This window comes from Micrococcus luteus, from assembly GCF_014138885.1.
GTDB classification, from domain to species: Bacteria; Actinomycetota; Actinomycetes; order Actinomycetales; family Micrococcaceae; genus Micrococcus; species Micrococcus luteus.
This window is the reverse complement of record NZ_JACJIK010000001.1, coordinates 1,679,551-1,696,591: the sequence shown is the minus strand read 5'-3', so window position 1 is coordinate 1,696,591 and position 17,041 is coordinate 1,679,551. Positions and strand designations below refer to the sequence as shown.

At 74.7% G+C, this 17,041-nt stretch carries 19 protein-coding genes; 8 read left to right on the top strand and 11 right to left on the bottom strand.

What is annotated here, in order from left to right; all coding sequences use genetic code 11:
* The 7 genes from crtYh to HDA34_RS07835 all read right to left on the bottom strand — a co-directional run bounded on the left by crtYh (position 1) and on the right by HDA34_RS07835 (position 5,975).
* The gene (crtYh, locus tag HDA34_RS07865; RefSeq protein WP_134377377.1) at positions 1 to 357 is read right to left on the bottom strand and encodes a C50 carotenoid gamma-cyclase subunit beta CrtYh; all 357 of its coding nucleotides are present in this window, start codon (positions 355 to 357) and stop codon (positions 1 to 3) included.
* On the bottom strand, positions 354 to 743 hold the full coding sequence (gene crtYg / locus HDA34_RS07860) for a C50 carotenoid gamma-cyclase subunit alpha CrtYg (protein WP_036314902.1): 390 nt from the start codon (positions 741 to 743) through the stop codon (positions 354 to 356). The genes crtYh and crtYg overlap by 4 nt, the downstream gene beginning before the upstream one ends.
* The gene (locus HDA34_RS07855) at positions 713 to 1,597 is read right to left on the bottom strand and encodes a prenyltransferase (RefSeq protein ID WP_134377378.1); all 885 of its coding nucleotides are present in this window, start codon (positions 1,595 to 1,597) and stop codon (positions 713 to 715) included. Before HDA34_RS07855 ends, crtYg begins: the two co-directional genes overlap by 31 nt.
* The gene (crtI, locus tag HDA34_RS07850; RefSeq protein ID WP_134377379.1) at positions 1,594 to 3,294 is read right to left on the bottom strand and encodes a phytoene desaturase family protein; all 1,701 of its coding nucleotides are present in this window, start codon (positions 3,292 to 3,294) and stop codon (positions 1,594 to 1,596) included. Before crtI ends, HDA34_RS07855 begins: the two co-directional genes overlap by 4 nt.
* Positions 3,291 to 4,187, bottom strand: coding sequence for a phytoene/squalene synthase family protein (locus HDA34_RS07845; protein ID WP_010079994.1), 897 nt, complete (start codon positions 4,185 to 4,187; stop codon positions 3,291 to 3,293). The genes crtI and HDA34_RS07845 overlap by 4 nt, the downstream gene beginning before the upstream one ends.
* Before the next feature lies 1 nt (position 4,188).
* Positions 4,189 to 5,265, bottom strand: a complete 1,077-nt coding sequence (locus HDA34_RS07840; RefSeq protein ID WP_134377380.1) for a polyprenyl synthetase family protein — start codon at positions 5,263 to 5,265, stop codon at positions 4,189 to 4,191.
* A gap of 161 nt (positions 5,266 to 5,426) precedes the next feature.
* Positions 5,427 to 5,975 carry a hypothetical protein gene (locus HDA34_RS07835; protein WP_020626537.1) on the bottom strand — a complete coding sequence of 183 codons (549 nt, stop codon included), beginning with the start codon at positions 5,973 to 5,975 and terminating at the stop codon, positions 5,427 to 5,429.
* Between the two features lie 146 nt (positions 5,976 to 6,121).
* On the opposite strand from HDA34_RS07835, the gene idi reads away from it, so the two are divergent.
* A complete protein-coding gene (gene idi / locus HDA34_RS07830) occupies positions 6,122 to 6,751 on the top strand; it encodes an isopentenyl-diphosphate Delta-isomerase (protein ID WP_036384334.1) in 630 nt (209 codons plus the stop codon).
* Positions 6,752 to 6,781: 30 nt separating this feature from the next.
* On the opposite strand, the gene trxA is transcribed toward idi, so the two are convergent.
* Positions 6,782 to 7,222 (bottom strand): thioredoxin, encoded by a 441-nt coding sequence (gene trxA, locus HDA34_RS07825; RefSeq protein WP_049145764.1) that lies wholly within the window; start codon positions 7,220 to 7,222, stop codon positions 6,782 to 6,784.
* A 212-nt stretch (positions 7,223 to 7,434) separates the two neighbouring features.
* On the opposite strand from trxA, the gene aroQ reads away from it, so the two are divergent.
* Together aroQ and HDA34_RS07815 are read left to right on the top strand one after the other, a co-directional pair.
* On the top strand, positions 7,435 to 7,887 hold the full coding sequence (aroQ, locus tag HDA34_RS07820; RefSeq protein ID WP_020628425.1) for a type II 3-dehydroquinate dehydratase: 453 nt from the start codon (positions 7,435 to 7,437) through the stop codon (positions 7,885 to 7,887).
* 96 nt (positions 7,888 to 7,983) lie between these two features.
* Positions 7,984 to 8,466 (top strand): pyridoxamine 5'-phosphate oxidase family protein, encoded by a 483-nt coding sequence (locus HDA34_RS07815; RefSeq protein WP_134377381.1) that lies wholly within the window; start codon positions 7,984 to 7,986, stop codon positions 8,464 to 8,466.
* A gap of 75 nt (positions 8,467 to 8,541) precedes the next feature.
* Here the strand turns inward: HDA34_RS07815 and rlmN are convergent, their stop codons facing one another.
* Both rlmN and HDA34_RS07805 read right to left on the bottom strand, forming a co-directional pair.
* On the bottom strand, positions 8,542 to 9,714 hold the full coding sequence (gene rlmN / locus HDA34_RS07810) for a dual-specificity RNA methyltransferase RlmN (RefSeq protein ID WP_459536903.1): 1,173 nt from the start codon (positions 9,712 to 9,714) through the stop codon (positions 8,542 to 8,544).
* Positions 9,715 to 9,931: 217 nt separating this feature from the next.
* Positions 9,932 to 10,804 (bottom strand): oxygenase MpaB family protein, encoded by an 873-nt coding sequence (locus HDA34_RS07805; RefSeq protein ID WP_020628429.1) that lies wholly within the window; start codon positions 10,802 to 10,804, stop codon positions 9,932 to 9,934.
* Positions 10,805 to 11,149: 345 nt separating this feature from the next.
* Between HDA34_RS07805 and HDA34_RS07800 the strand changes: the two genes are divergently transcribed.
* The gene (locus tag HDA34_RS07800; protein ID WP_227448856.1) at positions 11,150 to 11,422 is read left to right on the top strand and encodes a three-helix bundle dimerization domain-containing protein; all 273 of its coding nucleotides are present in this window, start codon (positions 11,150 to 11,152) and stop codon (positions 11,420 to 11,422) included.
* Between the two features lie 256 nt (positions 11,423 to 11,678).
* Here HDA34_RS07800 and HDA34_RS07795 read toward each other — a convergent pair whose 3' ends face one another.
* Positions 11,679 to 12,923: an isochorismate synthase gene (locus HDA34_RS07795; RefSeq protein WP_041103395.1), complete on the bottom strand. Its 1,245-nt coding sequence runs from the start codon at positions 12,921 to 12,923 to the stop codon at positions 11,679 to 11,681.
* 198 nt (positions 12,924 to 13,121) lie between these two features.
* Here HDA34_RS07795 and HDA34_RS07790 point away from each other — a divergent pair, with 198 nt between their 5' ends.
* The 4 genes from HDA34_RS07790 to HDA34_RS07775 are packed head-to-tail and all read left to right on the top strand — an operon-like array spanning position 13,122 to position 17,032.
* Positions 13,122 to 13,916: an arsenate-mycothiol transferase ArsC gene (locus tag HDA34_RS07790; RefSeq protein ID WP_041103397.1), complete on the top strand. Its 795-nt coding sequence runs from the start codon at positions 13,122 to 13,124 to the stop codon at positions 13,914 to 13,916.
* Positions 13,917 to 13,926: 10 nt separating this feature from the next.
* The gene (locus HDA34_RS07785) at positions 13,927 to 14,307 is read left to right on the top strand and encodes a metal-sensitive transcriptional regulator (protein ID WP_010079981.1); all 381 of its coding nucleotides are present in this window, start codon (positions 13,927 to 13,929) and stop codon (positions 14,305 to 14,307) included.
* A gap of 41 nt (positions 14,308 to 14,348) precedes the next feature.
* Positions 14,349 to 14,567: a heavy-metal-associated domain-containing protein gene (locus tag HDA34_RS07780; RefSeq protein ID WP_041103399.1), complete on the top strand. Its 219-nt coding sequence runs from the start codon at positions 14,349 to 14,351 to the stop codon at positions 14,565 to 14,567.
* Positions 14,568 to 14,572: 5 nt separating this feature from the next.
* Entirely contained in the window at positions 14,573 to 17,032 is a 2,460-nt protein-coding gene (locus HDA34_RS07775) for a heavy metal translocating P-type ATPase (protein ID WP_041103401.1), read from the top strand.
* The last annotated feature ends 9 nt before the right edge of the window (positions 17,033 to 17,041 follow it).

Below are 17,041 nucleotides of genomic sequence, written 5' to 3'. Positions count from 1 at the left end.
TCAGCGATCGTCCGGGTGGGGGCGGCGTCCCGGCCGAGGGCCGCGCCGACCGGCACGACCACGGCTCGTCAGCAGCAGCCAGAGCGCCGGCAGCAGCAGGGCGGAGCCGAGCGGGTAGGCGAAGTCCTCCACGGGCGCCTGGCCCACGTAGGCACCCACCAGCAGCTCATGGCCGTAGTCGAAGAGCCCCGCGGCGATCATCACGTTGTCGAAGACCGCCGTGAGGGCCCACAGGGCCACCAGGGTGGCCGCCACGGCCCGCAGGTGCCCGCCCCGCACGCGGCCGACGAGGGCGGCGCCCACGAGCACGGCCAGGGCGAAGCCCACGAAGACGAGGACGAGGTCGAGGAAGGTCACCGGCTGCCCCCGTCGGTCGGATCGGCCGGCGTCGCGGCACGGGCGTCACCTCGCCGGCCGCGCAGCAGGCGCAGCGCCCCGGTGAACAGCACCATCGTGATCTGGCTGAGGAAGAGCAGGAAGAACCCCTCCTCCAGGGGCAGCTGGGGGGCGAGCATCACCCCGGTCATGTAGGGCGACTGCCGGTGCAGGAACACGCCTTCGGCGATCCCCCACAGGTCCCAGGCGAAGAAGTAGGCCACCCCGGCGGCCAGCACCAGCAGCGCCGGGAGCGGGCGATGCCACAGGAACAGCTCGAAGCGCCGGTCCACCAGCAGCATGCAGCCGATGACACCCAGCAGGGCCAGCAGGTAGATCATCCCGCCGCCCCCCGGGTCAGCGCCCACCCGATCAGCAGCAGGGTCACGAGGAAGCCGGTCACGTAGTTCAGCGGAAGGAACAGCTGCCAGCCGCGGTGGGCCGCGCCCGAGGTGGCGTCCGTGATGCGGCGAAAGCGCAGGGTGTTCACCACGTAGGGCACGGCCAGCAGCGCCGCGAGCGGACCCGGCGGGTCGGTGGCCAACAGCAGCAGGCCCGCCGCCGCGTACAGGCCGGCGGCGAGCAGGACGGTGCGCCGAGCGCCCAGCACGGTGGCCACCGAGGCCAGGCCCCCCTCCCGGTCCGGCACCACGTCCTGCACCGCCCCGAACATCTGCGAGGCCATGCCCCACAGGAAGAACGCCCCCAGCAGCGCCGCCAGGGCGGGCGTGGGGGTCGCCCCGGCCAGCGCGAGGCCGTAGACCGCGGGGGAGACGAAGTGGGTGGCGGAGGTCGCGGCGTCCAGGAAGGGCCGCTCCTTGAACCGCAGCCCCGCCCAGGAGTACGCCACCACCGCGAACAGGCTCACCGCGAGCACCAGCACGGCGGCCCACTCGCCCCGCACGGCGGACCAGCCCGCGAGCACGGCCACGAACGGCACGGGCAGCAGCACCGACCACGCCAGCACCCGGCGGCGCACCGCGGGGTCGCCCAGCACGGAGCCCTCCACGCCCCCCTTGCGGGGGTTGCGCAGGTCCGAGGCGAAGTCGAACACGTCATTGATGCCGTACATGGCCAGGTTGTAGGGCACGAGGAAGAACACGACGCCCAGGACCACCAGCCACGCGGGCAGCCCCCCGGTCAGGATCGCGGCGGCGGCGAACGGGTACGCCGTGTTCACCCAGCTGACCGGCCGGGACGCCCAGAAGAGGGTGCGGATCATGTGCCGCTCCTCCCGGGGCCCGCGGGCCGGGCCCTGCGCGCGTCGTGGCGCAGCTCGTCGCGGACCACTTCGGCGGAGATCAGGCACATGGGCACCCCGATGCCCGGACGCACCGAGGAGCCCGCGTACATCAGGCCGGCCACGTCCGCGTCCCGCACCGAGGGACGGAACATGGCCGACTGCGCCAGCGTGTGCCCGGGGCCCAGCAGCGAACCCCGCCAGGCGTGCACGTCCGCGGCGAAGTCACCGGGCCCGTAGGTGCGCCGCACCACGATGCGCTCGGCCAGGTCCGGGATCCCGGCCCAGCGGGCCAGCTGATCGAGGGCCCGGTCCGCCACGGCCTCCACCTGGGCGTCCCCGGCGCGATCCACCCGCCAGCTCTGGCCGTCGCGGACCCGGATGCCGCCACGCCCCCACCCCGGCTCGGCGGGGGCCGGGACGAGGATGAAGAGGTTCTCGTCGCCCTCCGGGGCCACGCCCGGGTCCGTGGCGGAGGTGCGCGAGACGTAGATCGACGTGTCCGCGGCGAGGTCCTCTCCCCGCTCGATGCGCCCGAAGTTGTCCTCCCAGTCCGCCGTGAACAGCAGGGTGTGGTGGGCCAGCTGGGGCAGGGATCCGCGCACCCCCACGCACACGAGCACGCCGGAGGGACCGGGGTCGCGCCGGTCCCACGTGGACTCCGCGACGCGCCGGCCGGGAGGCAGCAGACGGGTCTGCACGTGGTGCAGGTCCGCGGCGGCCACCACCACATCGGCGTCGAGGCGTCCCGCGGCGCCGTCGTCGGACCGCCAGGCGACGCCGGTCACCTGGCCCGGGCGGCGACGTCGGCCCTCGTCCCCGCGGGCTGCTCCCGGCCTGGGCAGGCGGGCGGCCAGGCGTCCGAGGCGGCCGGCGGGGGCGGGACGGTCCGCGACCTCCACGGCGGTCGCCTCGACCCCGGTGCGGATCTCCACGCCGGCCTCGCGCACGACCTCCGCCATGGCGTCCACGAGGGCCGCGAACCCGCCGAGGGGGTACTGCACGCCGTCGGCGAGATCCAGATGGGACATCAGGTGGTACATGGCGGGGGCACGGTCGGGGGACGTGCCGAGGAAGACCGCCGGGTAGCCCAGGATCTGGCGCAGCCGGGGATCCTGGAAGCGGGCCGCCACGTGGGAGCGCAGGCCCCCCAGCAGCTGGGGCCCGAGGGCCAGCAGGGCGCGCAGGACGTCCGGGTGGGCCAGGGCGGCCGGCCGGCGGAAGTCCGTGTAGAGGAAGTGCTCCTTGGCGAGCCCGTAGATCCGGGACGCGGAGTCGAGGTAGGCCCGCAGCCGGCGCCCGGCGCCGGGCTCGAGGGACTCGAACAGCGTCTCCGCGTGGCCGGTGCGCACGTCCACGGGGGGCTCGTGGAGGTGCCCCTCGAAGTACACCCGGTAGCCGGGGTCCAGACGGCGCAGGTCCAGCCGTTCGGCGGCGGAGGTCCCCATGAGGCGGAACCAGCGGTCGATCACCTCGGGCATCAGGTACCAGGAGGGCCCGGTATCGAAGGTGAACCCCGCCTCAGACCAGCGTCCGGCACGGCCGCCCAGGACGGCGCCGCGCTCCAGCAGCGTCACCCGGTGCCCGTCGCGGGCCAACAGGCCCGCCGTGGCCAGTCCGGCGAAACCGCCGCCCACCACCACGGTGCGCGGGCCGAGAGCGGTGTCCCGGGCGCTCATCGGCGGCCTCCCCGGCGGCCCCGTGCCAGGACGCGGGCGGCGATCCGGGCCTTCTGATGGTCCGGCACCCGGACACGGCGGTGGGCCAGCTCGGCCGCCGGGGTCGCCTCGATCCGGTCCACCAGGGCCGCGAACAGTCCGTGCGCCAGGGCCACGGCGCGCCCGGCCCCGGGGTCCAGGACACGGATGCCGGGCAGGGCGGCGTCGAGGTCGGCGCGGACCTCGGCCACGAGCTCGGCCTTGCGGGCCTCGGTGAGCACGCCCGGTGCGGCACCGGGCAGGTAGGTGCGGCCCAGCTCGTGGTGGTCCGCGGCCAGGTCCCTGAGGAAGTTGACCTTCTGGAACGCCGCCCCCAGCCGGGAGGCCTGCGCGCGCAGCTCCTGCCGCTGGCCCGGGGTCCGGGCCCGCGTGCCGGGGAGGGAGAGGAAGACCTGCAGGCACATCAGCCCCACCACCTCGGCCGAGCCGTGGATGTAGGCGTCCAGGGACTCGGCGCCGTGCTCGCGGATCCCCAGGTCCGCGCGCATGGAGGCGAAGAAGGGACGGGTCAGCTCCGGGGTGATGCCGTGGCGACGGGCCACGTCGGCGAAGGCGTGCAGGACCGGGTCGGTGGCGAAGCCCGACGCCATCGCGGCCTCACACGCCCGCTCGTAGTCGTCCAGGGCGGCGCGGACCCCGGCCTCGTCGAGCCCGGCGGCCACCGCGACGCCGTCGACCACCTCGTCGGCGACGCGGACCATGGCGTAGATCGTGGCCACGTCCTGGCGTGCCTGCCGGGGCAGGGTGCGGCAGGCCCAGGAGAAGGACGTGGAGTAGCGGCGGATCACCTGGGCCGCTGCGGTGTGGGCCGTCCGCGTGTACAGCGCGGCAGGGCTCGGGGTGGGCGCGGCCATCTCAGGACCTCCGGGTCAGCACGGCGTGGCAGGCGTCGGCGAACTCCGCCCGGACCGTCTCGTCCAGGGGCAGGGCCGCGATGCGCTCGCGGGCGCGGACGGTGAGCTCGGCGGCGACGTCGAGGGCGTGCTCCCGGGCACCGGCCGCCTCGAGGGCGCGGCGGGCGGCCTCGATGTCCGCGGGGGTGGCCGGGCCCGCGTCGAGCAGGGCGCGGACGGCGGGGATGCGGCGGCCGTGGGCGGTGAGCACGGTGGCCTTGCCCTCGCGCAGGTCGCCGTCGGCGGACTTGCCGGTCTCCCCGGGATCGCCGAACACGCCGAGGACGTCGTCGATCACCTGGTAGGCGGCGCCGAGGTCGGCGCCGGCCTCGCCCATCGCCCGGGCGAGGTCGGGATCCGCCCCGGCCAGGAGGGCGCCGGCGCGCAGGGGCGCGCCGACCGTGTAGTGCGCCGTCTTGAGCCGTTGCATGGCGAGGATGCGGTCGGGATCGGGCTCCTCACCGGTGTGGCGGGACAGCCCCAGGAGCACGTCTTCGAGCTCGCCGGCCGCGGTCACGGCGGCGGCGTCGAAGACGACGGCGGCGGCCTCGGCGGCACGGGCGGTGTCGGCGGCACAGGTGGCGGCGAGCCGGAACGCCTGGGTGAGCAGGACGTCCCCCGCGATGAGGGCGACGGCGACCCCGGCGTGGGTGGCGTCCGCGGCGGGCACCCCGCGGGCCTCGAGGCGGTGCCGGGCGGAGGCGTGCACGGCGGGCTGGCCGCGCCGCAGCACGTCCCGATCGATGACGTCGTCGTGGACGAGCAGTGCGGTGTGCAGCAGTTCGAAGGCGGCCCCGAGCCGGTCGACGGCAGCGCGGCCGGACGGAGGGACCGGGTCGGCGGTCGCCAGGCGCCAGCCGAGCTCGACGAGACGGGGGCGGATGAGCTTGCCGGCGCCCACATGGACGTGGAGCGAGTCGAGCAGCTCGGCGAAGGCGGCGGATCCGGGCGCCTGGGCCGCGGCATGTCGGAGCGCGGCGTCCAGCTCGGCGGTCACCCCGGAGAGCGCGGCCTCGCCGCCCGTCCTCACTTCACCCATGGCGCCTCCTTGGTGGCGGACACGACGCGGCACCGACCGCCGCATCTGTTCGACCGTCTAACTTCTGGACGCAGAAGACACTACGGGCCGCGCCGGTCCCGCGTCCATCCGCGGCGGTCCCGGGCGGCGCGATCTCACGACGCACGGGGCCGCCGGCGGGATCAGGCGTCGGCGGACGCCGTCTCCAGGGTGATCTCCGGGTCCACGATCTGACCCTCCCACTCACCGGAGACCCCGTACACGACGCAGTGCTTCTCGTCGGTGCCGTAGTTGCCCAGCTCGGAGGAGGTCAGGACGGCCCCGTTCAGCTGGTCCTCCTTCTCCTCGCTCAGGCGCTGGGCCTGGGCGGTGCAGGTCTGGGCGGCGGCCGGGTCGGCCTCCTCACCCTCGGCCACGGCCGGCACGGCCCAGAGGTACTCCGCGGTGTGGGCGCCCTCGCAGTCGGTGGTCTCGAAGGAGGACAGGTCACGGGCGCCGAGCGGGGCGGTGAAGCACGTGCCGGCCTCGTAGTCGGCCGGGGCCGCGGACAGCGACGACGCCGAGGCGGACGACGACTCCGCACCCTGCGCGGACGCGGAGGCGGGCGCCGTCGTCGAGGCGGACGCGTCGGCGTCGGACGAGTCCTGACCGCCGCACGCGGTGAGGGCCAGCAGCGCGGCAGCGGACAGGCCGGCAAGACGGGCGGAACGGGACAGGGCGGCGAAGGCCATGGGGGTGCTCTCCTCGAGTGACGTGGGACGCGCCGGGGTGTGGCGCCGACCTCAGCACTCTAGCCACGCCCGGCCGTCGGGATCGGACTGAGGTGACGTGGCCCACATCTGATGGGTGGCCCGGCTCGCCTGCCACACTGAGAGGCATGCAGACCCCGGCCACGCCCTCCCCGCCCGACCGCCCCTCCCCCGTCGCCCGACCGTGGTTGGCGGCCTCGGACGTCCCGGTCGCAGGCCCCGACGACGTCGAGCGCGTGGTCCTGCTGTCCCCGGAGGGCGAGGCCGTGGGCACGGAGGCCAAGGCCACGGTCCACCGCCGCACCGAGGACGGCGGCACGCCCCTGCACCTGGCCTTCTCCTGTCACGTGTACGACGAGGCCGACCGGTTCCTGCTCACCCGCCGGGCGCTGGGCAAGGCGGCGTTCCCCGGGGTGTGGACCAACGGGTTCTGCGGGCACCCCGGCCCCGGCGAGTCCCCCGCGGAGGCCGTGCTGCGCCGCGCCCCGCAGGAGCTGGGCGTGGAGGTGTCCGACGTCGTCGAGGTGCTCCCCGACTTCCGCTACCGGGCCGCAGACGCCTCCGGCATGGAGGAGCACGAGATCTGCCCGGTGTTCCGGGCCCGGATGCACGGCGACCCCGCCCCGGAGCGGGACGAGGTCGCGGAGTGGTGCTGGGTGGAGCCGGCCGATCTGGCCGCCGCCCTGGCCGCCGTCCCCCGGGCGTTCAGCCCGTGGCTCGTGGAGCAGTGGCAGCAGGGGGCGTTCGACCCGCGGTGAGCGGCCGGCGCGGCGACGCCGCGCGGGCCGTCAGCGGCCGTTGACGTCGTCGAGGTGGGCGGCGGTGGACTGCACGGCCTCGTCCTGCGCCGGCTCGGCGTCGCCCTGCTGGCCCTGCTGCTCCTCGGCCATGCGGCGGACCTCCGCGACGTCGAGGCCCTTGACCTGGTCGAGCAGCTGCTCGAGCGCGGTGCCCGGCAGGGCGCCGGCCTGGGAGAACACGAGCACGCCGCCGCGGAAGGCCATGAGCGTGGGGATGGAGGTGATGCCGGCCATCGCCGCCAGCTGCTGCTGGTCCTCCGTGTCGACCTTGGCGAACACGACGTCCTCGTGCTTCTCGGAGGCGGCCTCGAACACGGGGGCGAACTGGCGGCACGGGCCGCACCAGCCGGCCCAGAAGTCCACGAGCACGGTGTCGTTCTCGGCGACGGTGGAGCCGAACTCCTCGAGGGTCAGGTCCTTGGTGGCCACGGTGGGTCCTTTCGTCAGCGGGGCCGACGCGCTCACGCCGGCGATCGTCCTGCCGACCACAACGGACACCCCGCCGCACCTATTCCGCCCCACCCCGCTTTCGTTCGGGAAACGGCGGCGTGTCCCGGCACTTTCGTTCGGGAAACGGGCGCCTTCCACGCACTGTCGCGGCCGAGACGGGAGCCGTCGTCGTCGCTTCCTAGACTGACCGCATGACCGCCACTCCCGCCCTGCCCCTGCTCGTGCTCAACGGCCCCAACCTGAACCTGCTCGGCACCCGCGAGCCCGAGGTCTACGGCACGGCCACCCTCGACGACGTCCGTGCGCTCACCGAGGCCCGCGCGGCCGAGCACGGGCTGACCGTGGACTTCCGACAGTCCAACCACGAGGGCGAGCTCATCGACTGGATCCAGGAGGCCCGCACCTCCCACGCTGGCGTCCTCATCAACCCCGCCGCGTACTCGCACACCTCCATCGCGATCCGCGACGCCCTCGCCGCCGTCGACCGGCCGATCGCCGAGGTGCACATCTCCAACGTCCACCGGCGCGAGGCGTTCCGGCACCACTCGCACGTCTCCGCCGTCGCCGACGTCGTGATCGCCGGGGCGGGCGTCCAGGGCTACGCCCTCGCCGTCGACTGGCTCGCCGCGGCTGTGCGCCGCTGAGCGCTGGTCAGGACCCGCCTGGCCGTGCCTAGGGTCGGTGGTACGAGCCGGTGGCCACATCAGGGCGCCGGCACCCGACGACGAAGGAGTCACGCCATGGGCACCCAGGATCCCCGCGCCCGTCTGCTCGAGAAGCTCGCGAAGGTGAACGTCTGCATGCTGACCACCGCTGAGCGGGACGGCACGCTCGTCACCCGCCCGATGGGCCTGCAACAGGCCGAGGACGGCGGCACGCTCTGGTTCCTCACGGGCGCCACCTCCGACGTCGCCGCGGACGCTCCGCAGCGCCCGGTCAACGTCGCCGTGCAGGACAAGGACTTCTGGGCCTCCCTCGCGGGCCACGGTCAGCTCGTCCGCGACGACGCGCGCAAGAAGGAGTTCTGGAACCCGGCCACCGAGGCCTTCTTCGGTGAGGGCTCGAGCCCCGAGGATCCGCAGATCGTGCTCGTGCGCGTGGATGTGCAGACCGCCCAGTTCTGGGAGTCCCCGGGCGCGGTGGCCACCGCCGTCGAGCTGGTGAAGGCCAAGGTCACCGGCGGCGAGGCCCACCCGGGCGACAGCGAGACCGTCCGCTTCTGACGGCGCCTCCCGACGCCGGCCTCGCGACTTGCCCGCGGACGGGCCGGTGAGCGCCGCGCGAGGGGCCTCGGCGGGTCAGTCGACGTCCTCGGCCGCCAGCTGGCCGCACGCGCCGTCGATCTCCTTGCCACGGGTGTCGCGCAGGGTGGTGGGGATGCCGGCGGCGTTGAGCCGGTCCACGAACTCGCGCGTCACGTCCTTCTCCGAGGCGGTCCAGATGGAGCCCGGCGTCGGGTTCAGCGGGATCGGGTTCACGTGCACCCAGCCCTTGCCCCGGGCGTTGAGCTTCTTGGCCAGCAGGTCGGCACGCCACGCGTGGTCGTTCATGTCCTTGATGAGCGCGTACTCGATGGACACCCGGCGGCCGGTGGCCACGAAGTAGTCGTACGCGGCGTCGATCGCCTCGTCCGCCTTCCAGCGCGAGTTCACGGGGATCAGCTCGTCGCGCAGCTCGTCGTCCGGCGCATGCAGGGACAGCGCGAACGTCAGCGGCACGCCCTCCTCGGCCAGCTTCCGGATGGCCGGCACCAGGCCGACGGTGGACAGCGTGATGTTCCGCGCGGACATGCCCAGGCCCTCGGGCGAGGGGTCCACCATGCGGTGCACGGCGGCCATCACGCGCTTGTAGTTGGCCAGGGGCTCACCCATGCCCATGAACACGACGTTGGTGACGCGGTCGGCGTCGTGCCCGCCATCCTTGCGCTTGCCGCCCAGTCCGCCCTGGGCGATCACCTGGTTGGCCAGCACGATCTGCTCCACGATCTCCGCCGTGGACATGTTGCGGGTCAGCCCGGCCTGGCCGGTGGCGCAGAACGGGCAGTTCATCCCGCAGCCGGCCTGGCTGGACACGCACAGCGTCACGCGGCCGGGGTACCGCATGAGCACGGACTCCACGAGAGCGCCGTCGAACAGCCGCCACAGGAACTTGACGGTGTCCCCGCGGTCGGTCTCCATGCGCCGGACCTCGGTGAGCAGCGGCGGGAAGAACGCCTCCGCGATCGCCTCCCGCTTGTCCTTGGGCAGGTCCGTCATCTGCTCCGGATCGGTGGTGTAGTGCTCGAAGTAGTGCACCGAGAGCTGCTTGGCGCGGAACGCCGGCAGCCCGATCTCCTTGGCCTTCTCCTGCCGTTCCTTCAGCGTGAGGTCGGCCAGGTGGGTGGGCGGCTGGGAGACGCGCGGCTGCTTGAACTGCAGCTGCGGTCGGCCGTCCGGGCCCATCGGCTGGGTCCAGCCCTCGGTCTTCGGCATCACCTGGGGGCGCTCGGCGGTGGCGGCCTCGCGGCGCTTGGGCGCGGAGAGCTGGTGGCCGACGCCGGCGCGGCGCATGCGCTCTCGGTCCTCGGCGAGCTGGCGCGCCTCGGACTCGTCGATCAGGCCGCGCTCGGGGCGGCCGAGGGCCGGCTTGCCGGCGCGGTCCCTCTGGCGGTTCGGGGTGGGCTTCGATCCGGGGCGGCGGGGCTGGTAGTCAGACATCGGCACCATTCTCCCAGACGGGGCGGACTTCGCGGCGGGTCGCCTCCACGTCGACGGCGCCGCGCGGCCCCGGCATCCGGGGCAGCCCCCGCAGGACCCAGCGGACGACGACGCCGCGCACCCTCGCCGGCAGCGGCCGGTACAGGGTCCGCGCCAGCCCCCAGAGGCGTGCCTCCCGGACGGAGTCCCGCCCGGTCCAGGACCAGCCGAGGCCGGCGCGCACGCGCCCCGGGAGGAGGCCGGCGGTGACGAACCGGGCCAGGGGCAGGGCCGCCCGCAGCGGCGCGGGGACGCCCTGGCCGGAGAACAGGTCGGCGGCGATCCGCCGCGCGTCGTCCGTGACCTCGAGCCGGGCCACCCGGTCGTCCCAGTAGTCCGCGAACGCCGCGCGGTCGACCGGCCAGGCGGAGGCGGGGACCTCCAGGCTCGTGGCGAGCGGGGCGTACCCGCGGTAGAGGCGGTCGGCGTCCTCGGCGTCGAGGGCGCCCCACATCCGGCGGCGCACCTGCTCCCCCATCGCGTAGAGGGTGGCGGCCACCCAGAGCTGGGCGTCCGGGTCGGCGGCGTCGTAGGGGTGGCCTCCGGCGTCGACCCCGCGGACCGGGCGGTGCGCCGCCCGCACCCGGTCGACGACCGCGTCTCGCAACGACGCGGCCTCGGGGAGGGTGACCGCGTAGATGTAGGCGAGCGTGTGGCGGAGCCGGCGCATCGGGTCCTCGGTGAACCGGGAGTGGACGGCGACGCCGGCCCCCACCGGCCGGTGCGCCACCTGGAGCAGGATCGCCGCGCCGGCGCCGGCGAGGATCACGGCCTCGCGGGCGAGGGCGGCCGCGGAGGTCGGGGCGGAGTGGCAGTCGGGGCGCATGGTCCCAGCCTCGCACCGGGCCGGGCGGAGGGGCAGGGGGCCGAGATGAACGGTGCCGTTCACCTTCTGTTCATCTTGCTGTTCGCCTGCCGCTCGTGGCACCTCGATCCGAGAACCGCATGATTGCGCTGATTTCGCGCCATGCAGGCATGCGCGACAGGGTGTCACAGGTCACGTTGGTGAACACGGAGTTGCACTCCGGGAGGAAATCTGTAAACTTGTTCACAAGCAGTTCACCTAGCGTTTACGGAACGCGAGGTCGGGACTCCACCGAACTCATCACCCGCGGCCCCGCCGCGACGATCCGCCGGACTCGTGGTCCGGCAACCAAAGGAGGTGCTCACCGTGAGCATCAACACGACCAGCCACCACCTGCCCACCGCCCCGAGCCCCCTCATGCAACGCCACGTGCTCCAGCGCGTCGAGGAGACCCTCCTCCGCCGCTTCGAGGGCACCGTCACCGCCGAGACCGTCCGCTCGGTCGTCCGCGAGGTCGTCGCCGACCTCAAGCGCGGCGCCCGCATCACCACCTTCCTGCCGGCCCTCGCCGAGCGCGAGGCCACCCGCCGCCTCCAGGCCGCGACGCCGGCCCACGAGGCCATGGCCGTCGCCGCCTGATCCCCCATACCGACGCGACGACCCGTCGGCCCGCCCCGCGAGGGGCCGTGGCCGGCGGGTCTTCTCGCCTCCCCGGACGCTTTCGTTCGAGAAACGGCGTCACCGCTCCTTGCTGATGCGGCCATCCGGCACCTCCGCTCCTGGACGCCGTTCCATCGCCGCCCACGCGAATCCGGCGTGCGACGCCGTTTCCCGAACGAAAGCACCGCGACACGCCGCCATTTCCCGAACGAAAGCGCGACCGGCACGGGAGGCCTCAGTCCTCGGCGACGCCCAGCGCTCGGCGCATCGGCAGGAACTTGGCCCGGATCTCCGTGACCTCCTCCTCGGGCACCGCTCCCGGGACCATCCCGCCCCCGGCCTGCAGCCGCACCCCGCCGGGCACCTGCTGGCCACAGCGCAGCGCCAGGGCGATCTCGCCGTCGCCGTCCTGGTCGAGCCACCCGACCGGGCCCGCATAGCGGCCGCGGTCCACGGGCTCGACCTCCGCGATCACCCTCACCGCGTCCGGCGTGGGGGTCCCGCCGACGGCCGCCGTCGGATGCAGCGCGGCCACCACGTCCAGCACGGTCCCCCGCCCGTCCCGCAGCCGGCCGCGCACGGACGTGGCCAGGTGGTGCACGTTCGGCAGGGTCAGGACGGTGGGCGCGGGGTCGTCGTCGGCGAGGTCGACGACGGGCGCCAGCGCGTCCAGCACCGACCGCGCGGCCCAGCGATGCTCCTCCGCCAGCCGCGGATCAGAGGCCAGACGCTCCCGCAGCGCGGCGTCCTCCTCCTCGTCCGCGCCGCGCGGCATGGACCCCGCCAGCACCCGCGAGCCCACGAGCCCCGCGTGCCGCGTGGCGAGGACCTCGGGCGTGGCGCCCAGCAGCCCGCCGACGGCGAACACCCAGGTCTGCGGGTACTCGCGGCGCAGGGCCCCGATCGCCCGCCACAGGTCGGCGTCGTCCGCGGGGACGGTCATCGTGCGGCTGATCACGACCTTCGCCAGCTCCCCGCCCGAGTCGGCCATCCGCGTCAGCAGCTCGCGCACCCCGGCCGCGTAGCCGGCGTCGTCCCAGGCGAGGTCGGCGACGTCGGCGGGCAGGGGCACCTCGCCGTCGGCCAGCAGCCGGGCTCCGCGGTCCGCGGCGACGGCGGCTGCGAGCGCGTCCGCGTCCACGTGCTGGGCCACGTCCCGCACGCCGGACGGCGTGGCGCGGCGCAGATCCGCGGGGATGCGCAGGACCGCGGGCTCGGGCGAGTCATCGGCGAAGGTCGAGGAGATCCAGCCCCGCAGCGGGGCCGTCGGGTCCGGTCGCCCGGCGACGGCGGCCTGCCACAGCGCGGAGAGCCGGCGGAGCCGGTCGGTGCCGTCCAGGAGCACGGTCCAGCCGCCCTCGCCCCGCCACGCGTCGTCCCCGTGCGCCCACAGCACCGCCCGGGCGAACGGGGGGACGGCGGCCTCGGGGGCCCCGGTCGCGGGGGCGCCGAGGTCCGGGAGCAGGGAGCGGACAGACATGGCCCCCATTCTCTCCCACCTCGGCGGACCCCCGCTCCGGGCCCGGGCGTCGGCCACCGCCCCGACGACGGCGGCGAGCAGCGTCGTCGGGCGCGGAGGGATCCCGTCAAGGCTTGCGCCGGCACACCCGACGTCGCAGGGTGGGGGCACCCGTTCACCTCGCGTTCAGCCGACCGCCTTCCCCGGAGGACTCGCACCATGACCCCCATCCCCCCGGACCCCCACGCCGATCACGCCCCGGCGGTGGACGACATGCCGCTGGACACGACGGCCGCGCCGGACATCCCCGCCGCGGTGGACCCCGTGCCGCACGGGATGGCCGCGCACGTGCTCGAGCGCGAGGTCGGGCCGCTGATGGCGCGCTTCCCCGGCGTGGCCGACGAGGCGACGGTGCGTCAGATCCTGTTCGACTCCTACGCCGAGCTCGCCGCGACGAGCCGCCATCCGGAGATGCTGCCGACCACCGCGGTGCAGCATGCCGCCTCGCGCCTGCGCGCCAAGGCGATCAACCAGGGCAGCATCGAGTCCCGCCACCCGCGTGTGCTGTTCGTCTGCCACGGCAACGCCGGCCGCTCGCAGATGGCCGCGGCCCTGCTCGAGAACCGCACCCACGGCGCGGTCAGGGCCCGTTCGGCCGGCACGGAGCCTGCCGGCGAGGTCATCTCCACCGCGTTCGAGGCGATGAACGAGATCGGCATCCCGCTGCACCACACGTACACCAAGGGTCTGGACCCGGACGTGCTCCGGGCCGCCGAGATCGTGGTGCTCTTCGACGGCGCGGATCCGTTCGAGATCCCCGAGGGCGCGCAGGTGCAGAAGTGGTCCGTGCCGTCGATCCGCGGCATGAGCCTCGAGCAGGTGCGCGGCGTGCGCGACGCCCTGGACCTGGAGGTCCGCGGCCTGATCGCCGATCTGGGCGAAGCCGCCACCCCGCTGCCGGAGGAGGGCACCCGCGTCGGCCGACCCCTTGACCTATACCCCCCTGGAGTATAGAACAGGGGGTATGAGCACGGACAGCACGACGACGGCGCCCGCCGCCGCCTCGCCCCTTCCGTCCGCCGCGGCGGACGCCTGCGACGGCCACCGGCCCCCGCACGAGGTCCACCGGGACAAGGCCAAGCACCTGGCGCGACTGCGCCGCATCGAGGGGCAGGTGCGCGGCCTCCACCGCATGGTGGACGAGGACGTGTACTGCATCGACGTCCTCACGCAGATCGCCGCCGTCACGAAGGCGCTGCAGTCCCTCAGCCTGAACCTCACCTCGGAGCACCTGCGTCACTGCGTGGCCGAGGCCGCGGTGCAGGCCGAGGCGGAAGGCCGCACCGAGCTCATCGACGAGAAGGTCGCCGAGGCGACGGCCGCCCTCGGCCGCCTGCTGCGCTGACCGGCGCCGTCGCCCACCCACCACCGCACGAGGAGCACGAGATGACCACCACCGACCTGAAGATCACCGGCATGACCTGCGGCCACTGCGTCGCCTCCGTCCGGGAGGAGCTCGGTGAGATCGCCGGCGTCTCCGCCGTGGACGTCGACCTGAACGCCGGGGGCGTGTCCACCGCGACCGTCACCTCCGAGGGCCCCCTCGACCCCGCCGCCGCACGCGCCGCCGTCGAGGAGGCCGGCTACACGCTGGTGGAGGGCTGAGCCCCATGACCCACCCCGCCTCCTCCACCCCGGCCGGCCCGCCGGCCGAGACCACCCGCCGCGTCGACCTGGACGTCACCGGCATGACCTGCGCCTCGTGCGTGGGTCGCGTCGAACGCAAGCTGGGCAAGCTCGAGGGCGTCACGGCGTCCGTGAACCTGCCGCTCGAACAGGCGACCGTCACCGCGCCCGCCGGCGTCTCGGACGAGGAGCTCGTGGCCGCCGTCGAGAAGGCCGGGTACGGCGCCACCGTGCGCCGTCCCGCCCCGCCGGCCGGACACGCCGGACACGCCGGGCACGCGCACACCTCCGAGCACGGCGAGGAGCATGCCGCGGACCATGACGGCGTGGACCACCACGACCACATGGCCCACGGTCCGAGTGAGGACGTGCTCAAGCCGCGCCTGATCGGCGCGGCGGTGCTGACGGTGCCGCTCGTGCTGATCTCCATGGTCCCGGCGCTGCAGTTCCCGCACTGGGGCTGGGTCGCGTTCGCCCTGGCGGCGCCCGTGGCGCTGTGGGCGGCGTGGCCGTTCCACTCGGCGGCGTTCCGCGCGGCCCGGCACGGCTCGTCCACGATGGACACCCTCGTGTCCCTGGGCGTGCTCGTCTCCTTCTCCTTCTCGGCCGTGGAGCTGATCCTGGCGCCGGACATGACCGCCCACGTGGGCGGGACCATGGCGGAGATGGCCCACCACAGCCTGTACTTCGAGACGGCCGCGGTCATCACCACGTTCCTGCTGCTGGGCCGCTGGCTCGAGGCCCGCGCCAAGCGGGAGGCCGGCGCCGCGCTGCGGGCCCTCCTGGACCTGGGCGCGGCCCAGGCCACCCTCTACGACCCCGAGACCCACGACGAGCGCACGGTGCCCGCCGAGTCCCTCGCGCCGGGCGACGTCGTGCTGATCCGCCCCGGCGAGAAAGTGCCCACGGACGCCGAGGTGCTCGAGGGCACCTCCGCCGTGGACGCCTCCCTGCTCACGGGCGAGTCCGTGCCCGTGGAGGTCGGCCCCGGGGACGCCCTCACCGGCGCCACCCTGAACACCTCGGGCCGGCTCGTGGCCCGCGCGACCCGCGTCGGCTCGGACACGACGCTCGCCCAGATGGGACGGCTCGTCTCCGAGGCGCAGACCGGCAAGGCCCGCGTGGCCCGGCTGGCCGACCGGATCTCCGCCGTGTTCGTGCCGATCGTGCTCGGGATCGCCGTGCTGACCTTCGCGGTGTGGATGCTGGTGACCGGCGACCTGCCGTCCGCGCTGCGCGCCGGCGTGGCCGTGCTCGTGATCGCGTGCCCGTGCGCCCTCGGTCTGGCGACCCCGGTCGGCCTGCTGGCCGGCACCGGCCGCGCCTCGCAGCTGGGCATCCTCATCCGCGGCCCCGAGGTGCTCGAGGACTCGCGCACCGTGGACACGATCGTGCTGGACAAGACCGGCACCGTGACCGAGGGCCGCATGGCGCTCGCGGACGTCCTCGTCCTCGACCCCGCTTTCGTGGCCGAAACGGGCGCCTCCCGGAGCGCTTTCGTGGCCGAGACGGCGCCGGACCAGGCCGCCGACGTCCTGCTGACCCTGGCGGCCGCCGTTGAGCGCGGGTCCGAGCACCCGATCGCCCGCGCGATCGTGGCCGGCGCCGAGGAACGCGGCCTGACCGTGCCCGACGTGGCGGACTTTGCCTCCACAGCCGGCGGCGGCGTGTCCGGGCTGGTCGCCCTCCCCCACGACGACGGCGCCCTCGGCTCCGGCGCGCACGACGCCGCCGGCCCGGCCCCGGTCCGCGTGGCCGTCGGCCGCGGCTCCGTCCTCGAGACCGCCCTCGACGGCGGCATCCCCGCCGAGCACCGGGCCGCGTTCGAGGCCGCGGAGCAGGCCGGCGCCACGGCCGTATGGGTCGCGGTCGGCGGCCGCGTGGCCGGCGTCCTGTCCGTGCGGGACACCGTGAAGGAGACCTCGGCGGACGCCATCGCCCGGCTCAAGGAGCTCGGCCTGCGCCCGCTGCTGGTGACCGGGGACAACGCCGCCGTCGCCACCCAGGTGGCGGCCGCCGTCGGGATCCCGGCCGAGGACGTGGTGGCCGGCGTGCGCCCCGAGGACAAGGTGGACGTGGTGACGCGCCTGCAGTCCGAGGGCGCCGTGGTGGCCATGGTGGGCGACGGCGTCAACGACGCCCCGGCGCTCGCCGCGGCGGACATGGGCATCGCCATGGGCTCGGGGACGGACGTGGCCCGCGAGGCCGCGCAGATCACCGTGATGGGCGACGACCTGCACCAGGTGGTCCAGGCGCTCGACCTGAGCCGCCGCACCCTGGGGATCATCCGGATGAACCTGTTCTGGGCGTTCCTCTACAACGTGCTCGGCATCCCGGTCGCGGCCCTGGGCCTGCTCAACCCGATGATCGCCGGCGGCGCGATGGCGGCCTCGAGCGTGCTCGTGGTGCTGAACTCGCTGCGGCTCACCCGCTACGCGCGCTGAGCCGGGGCG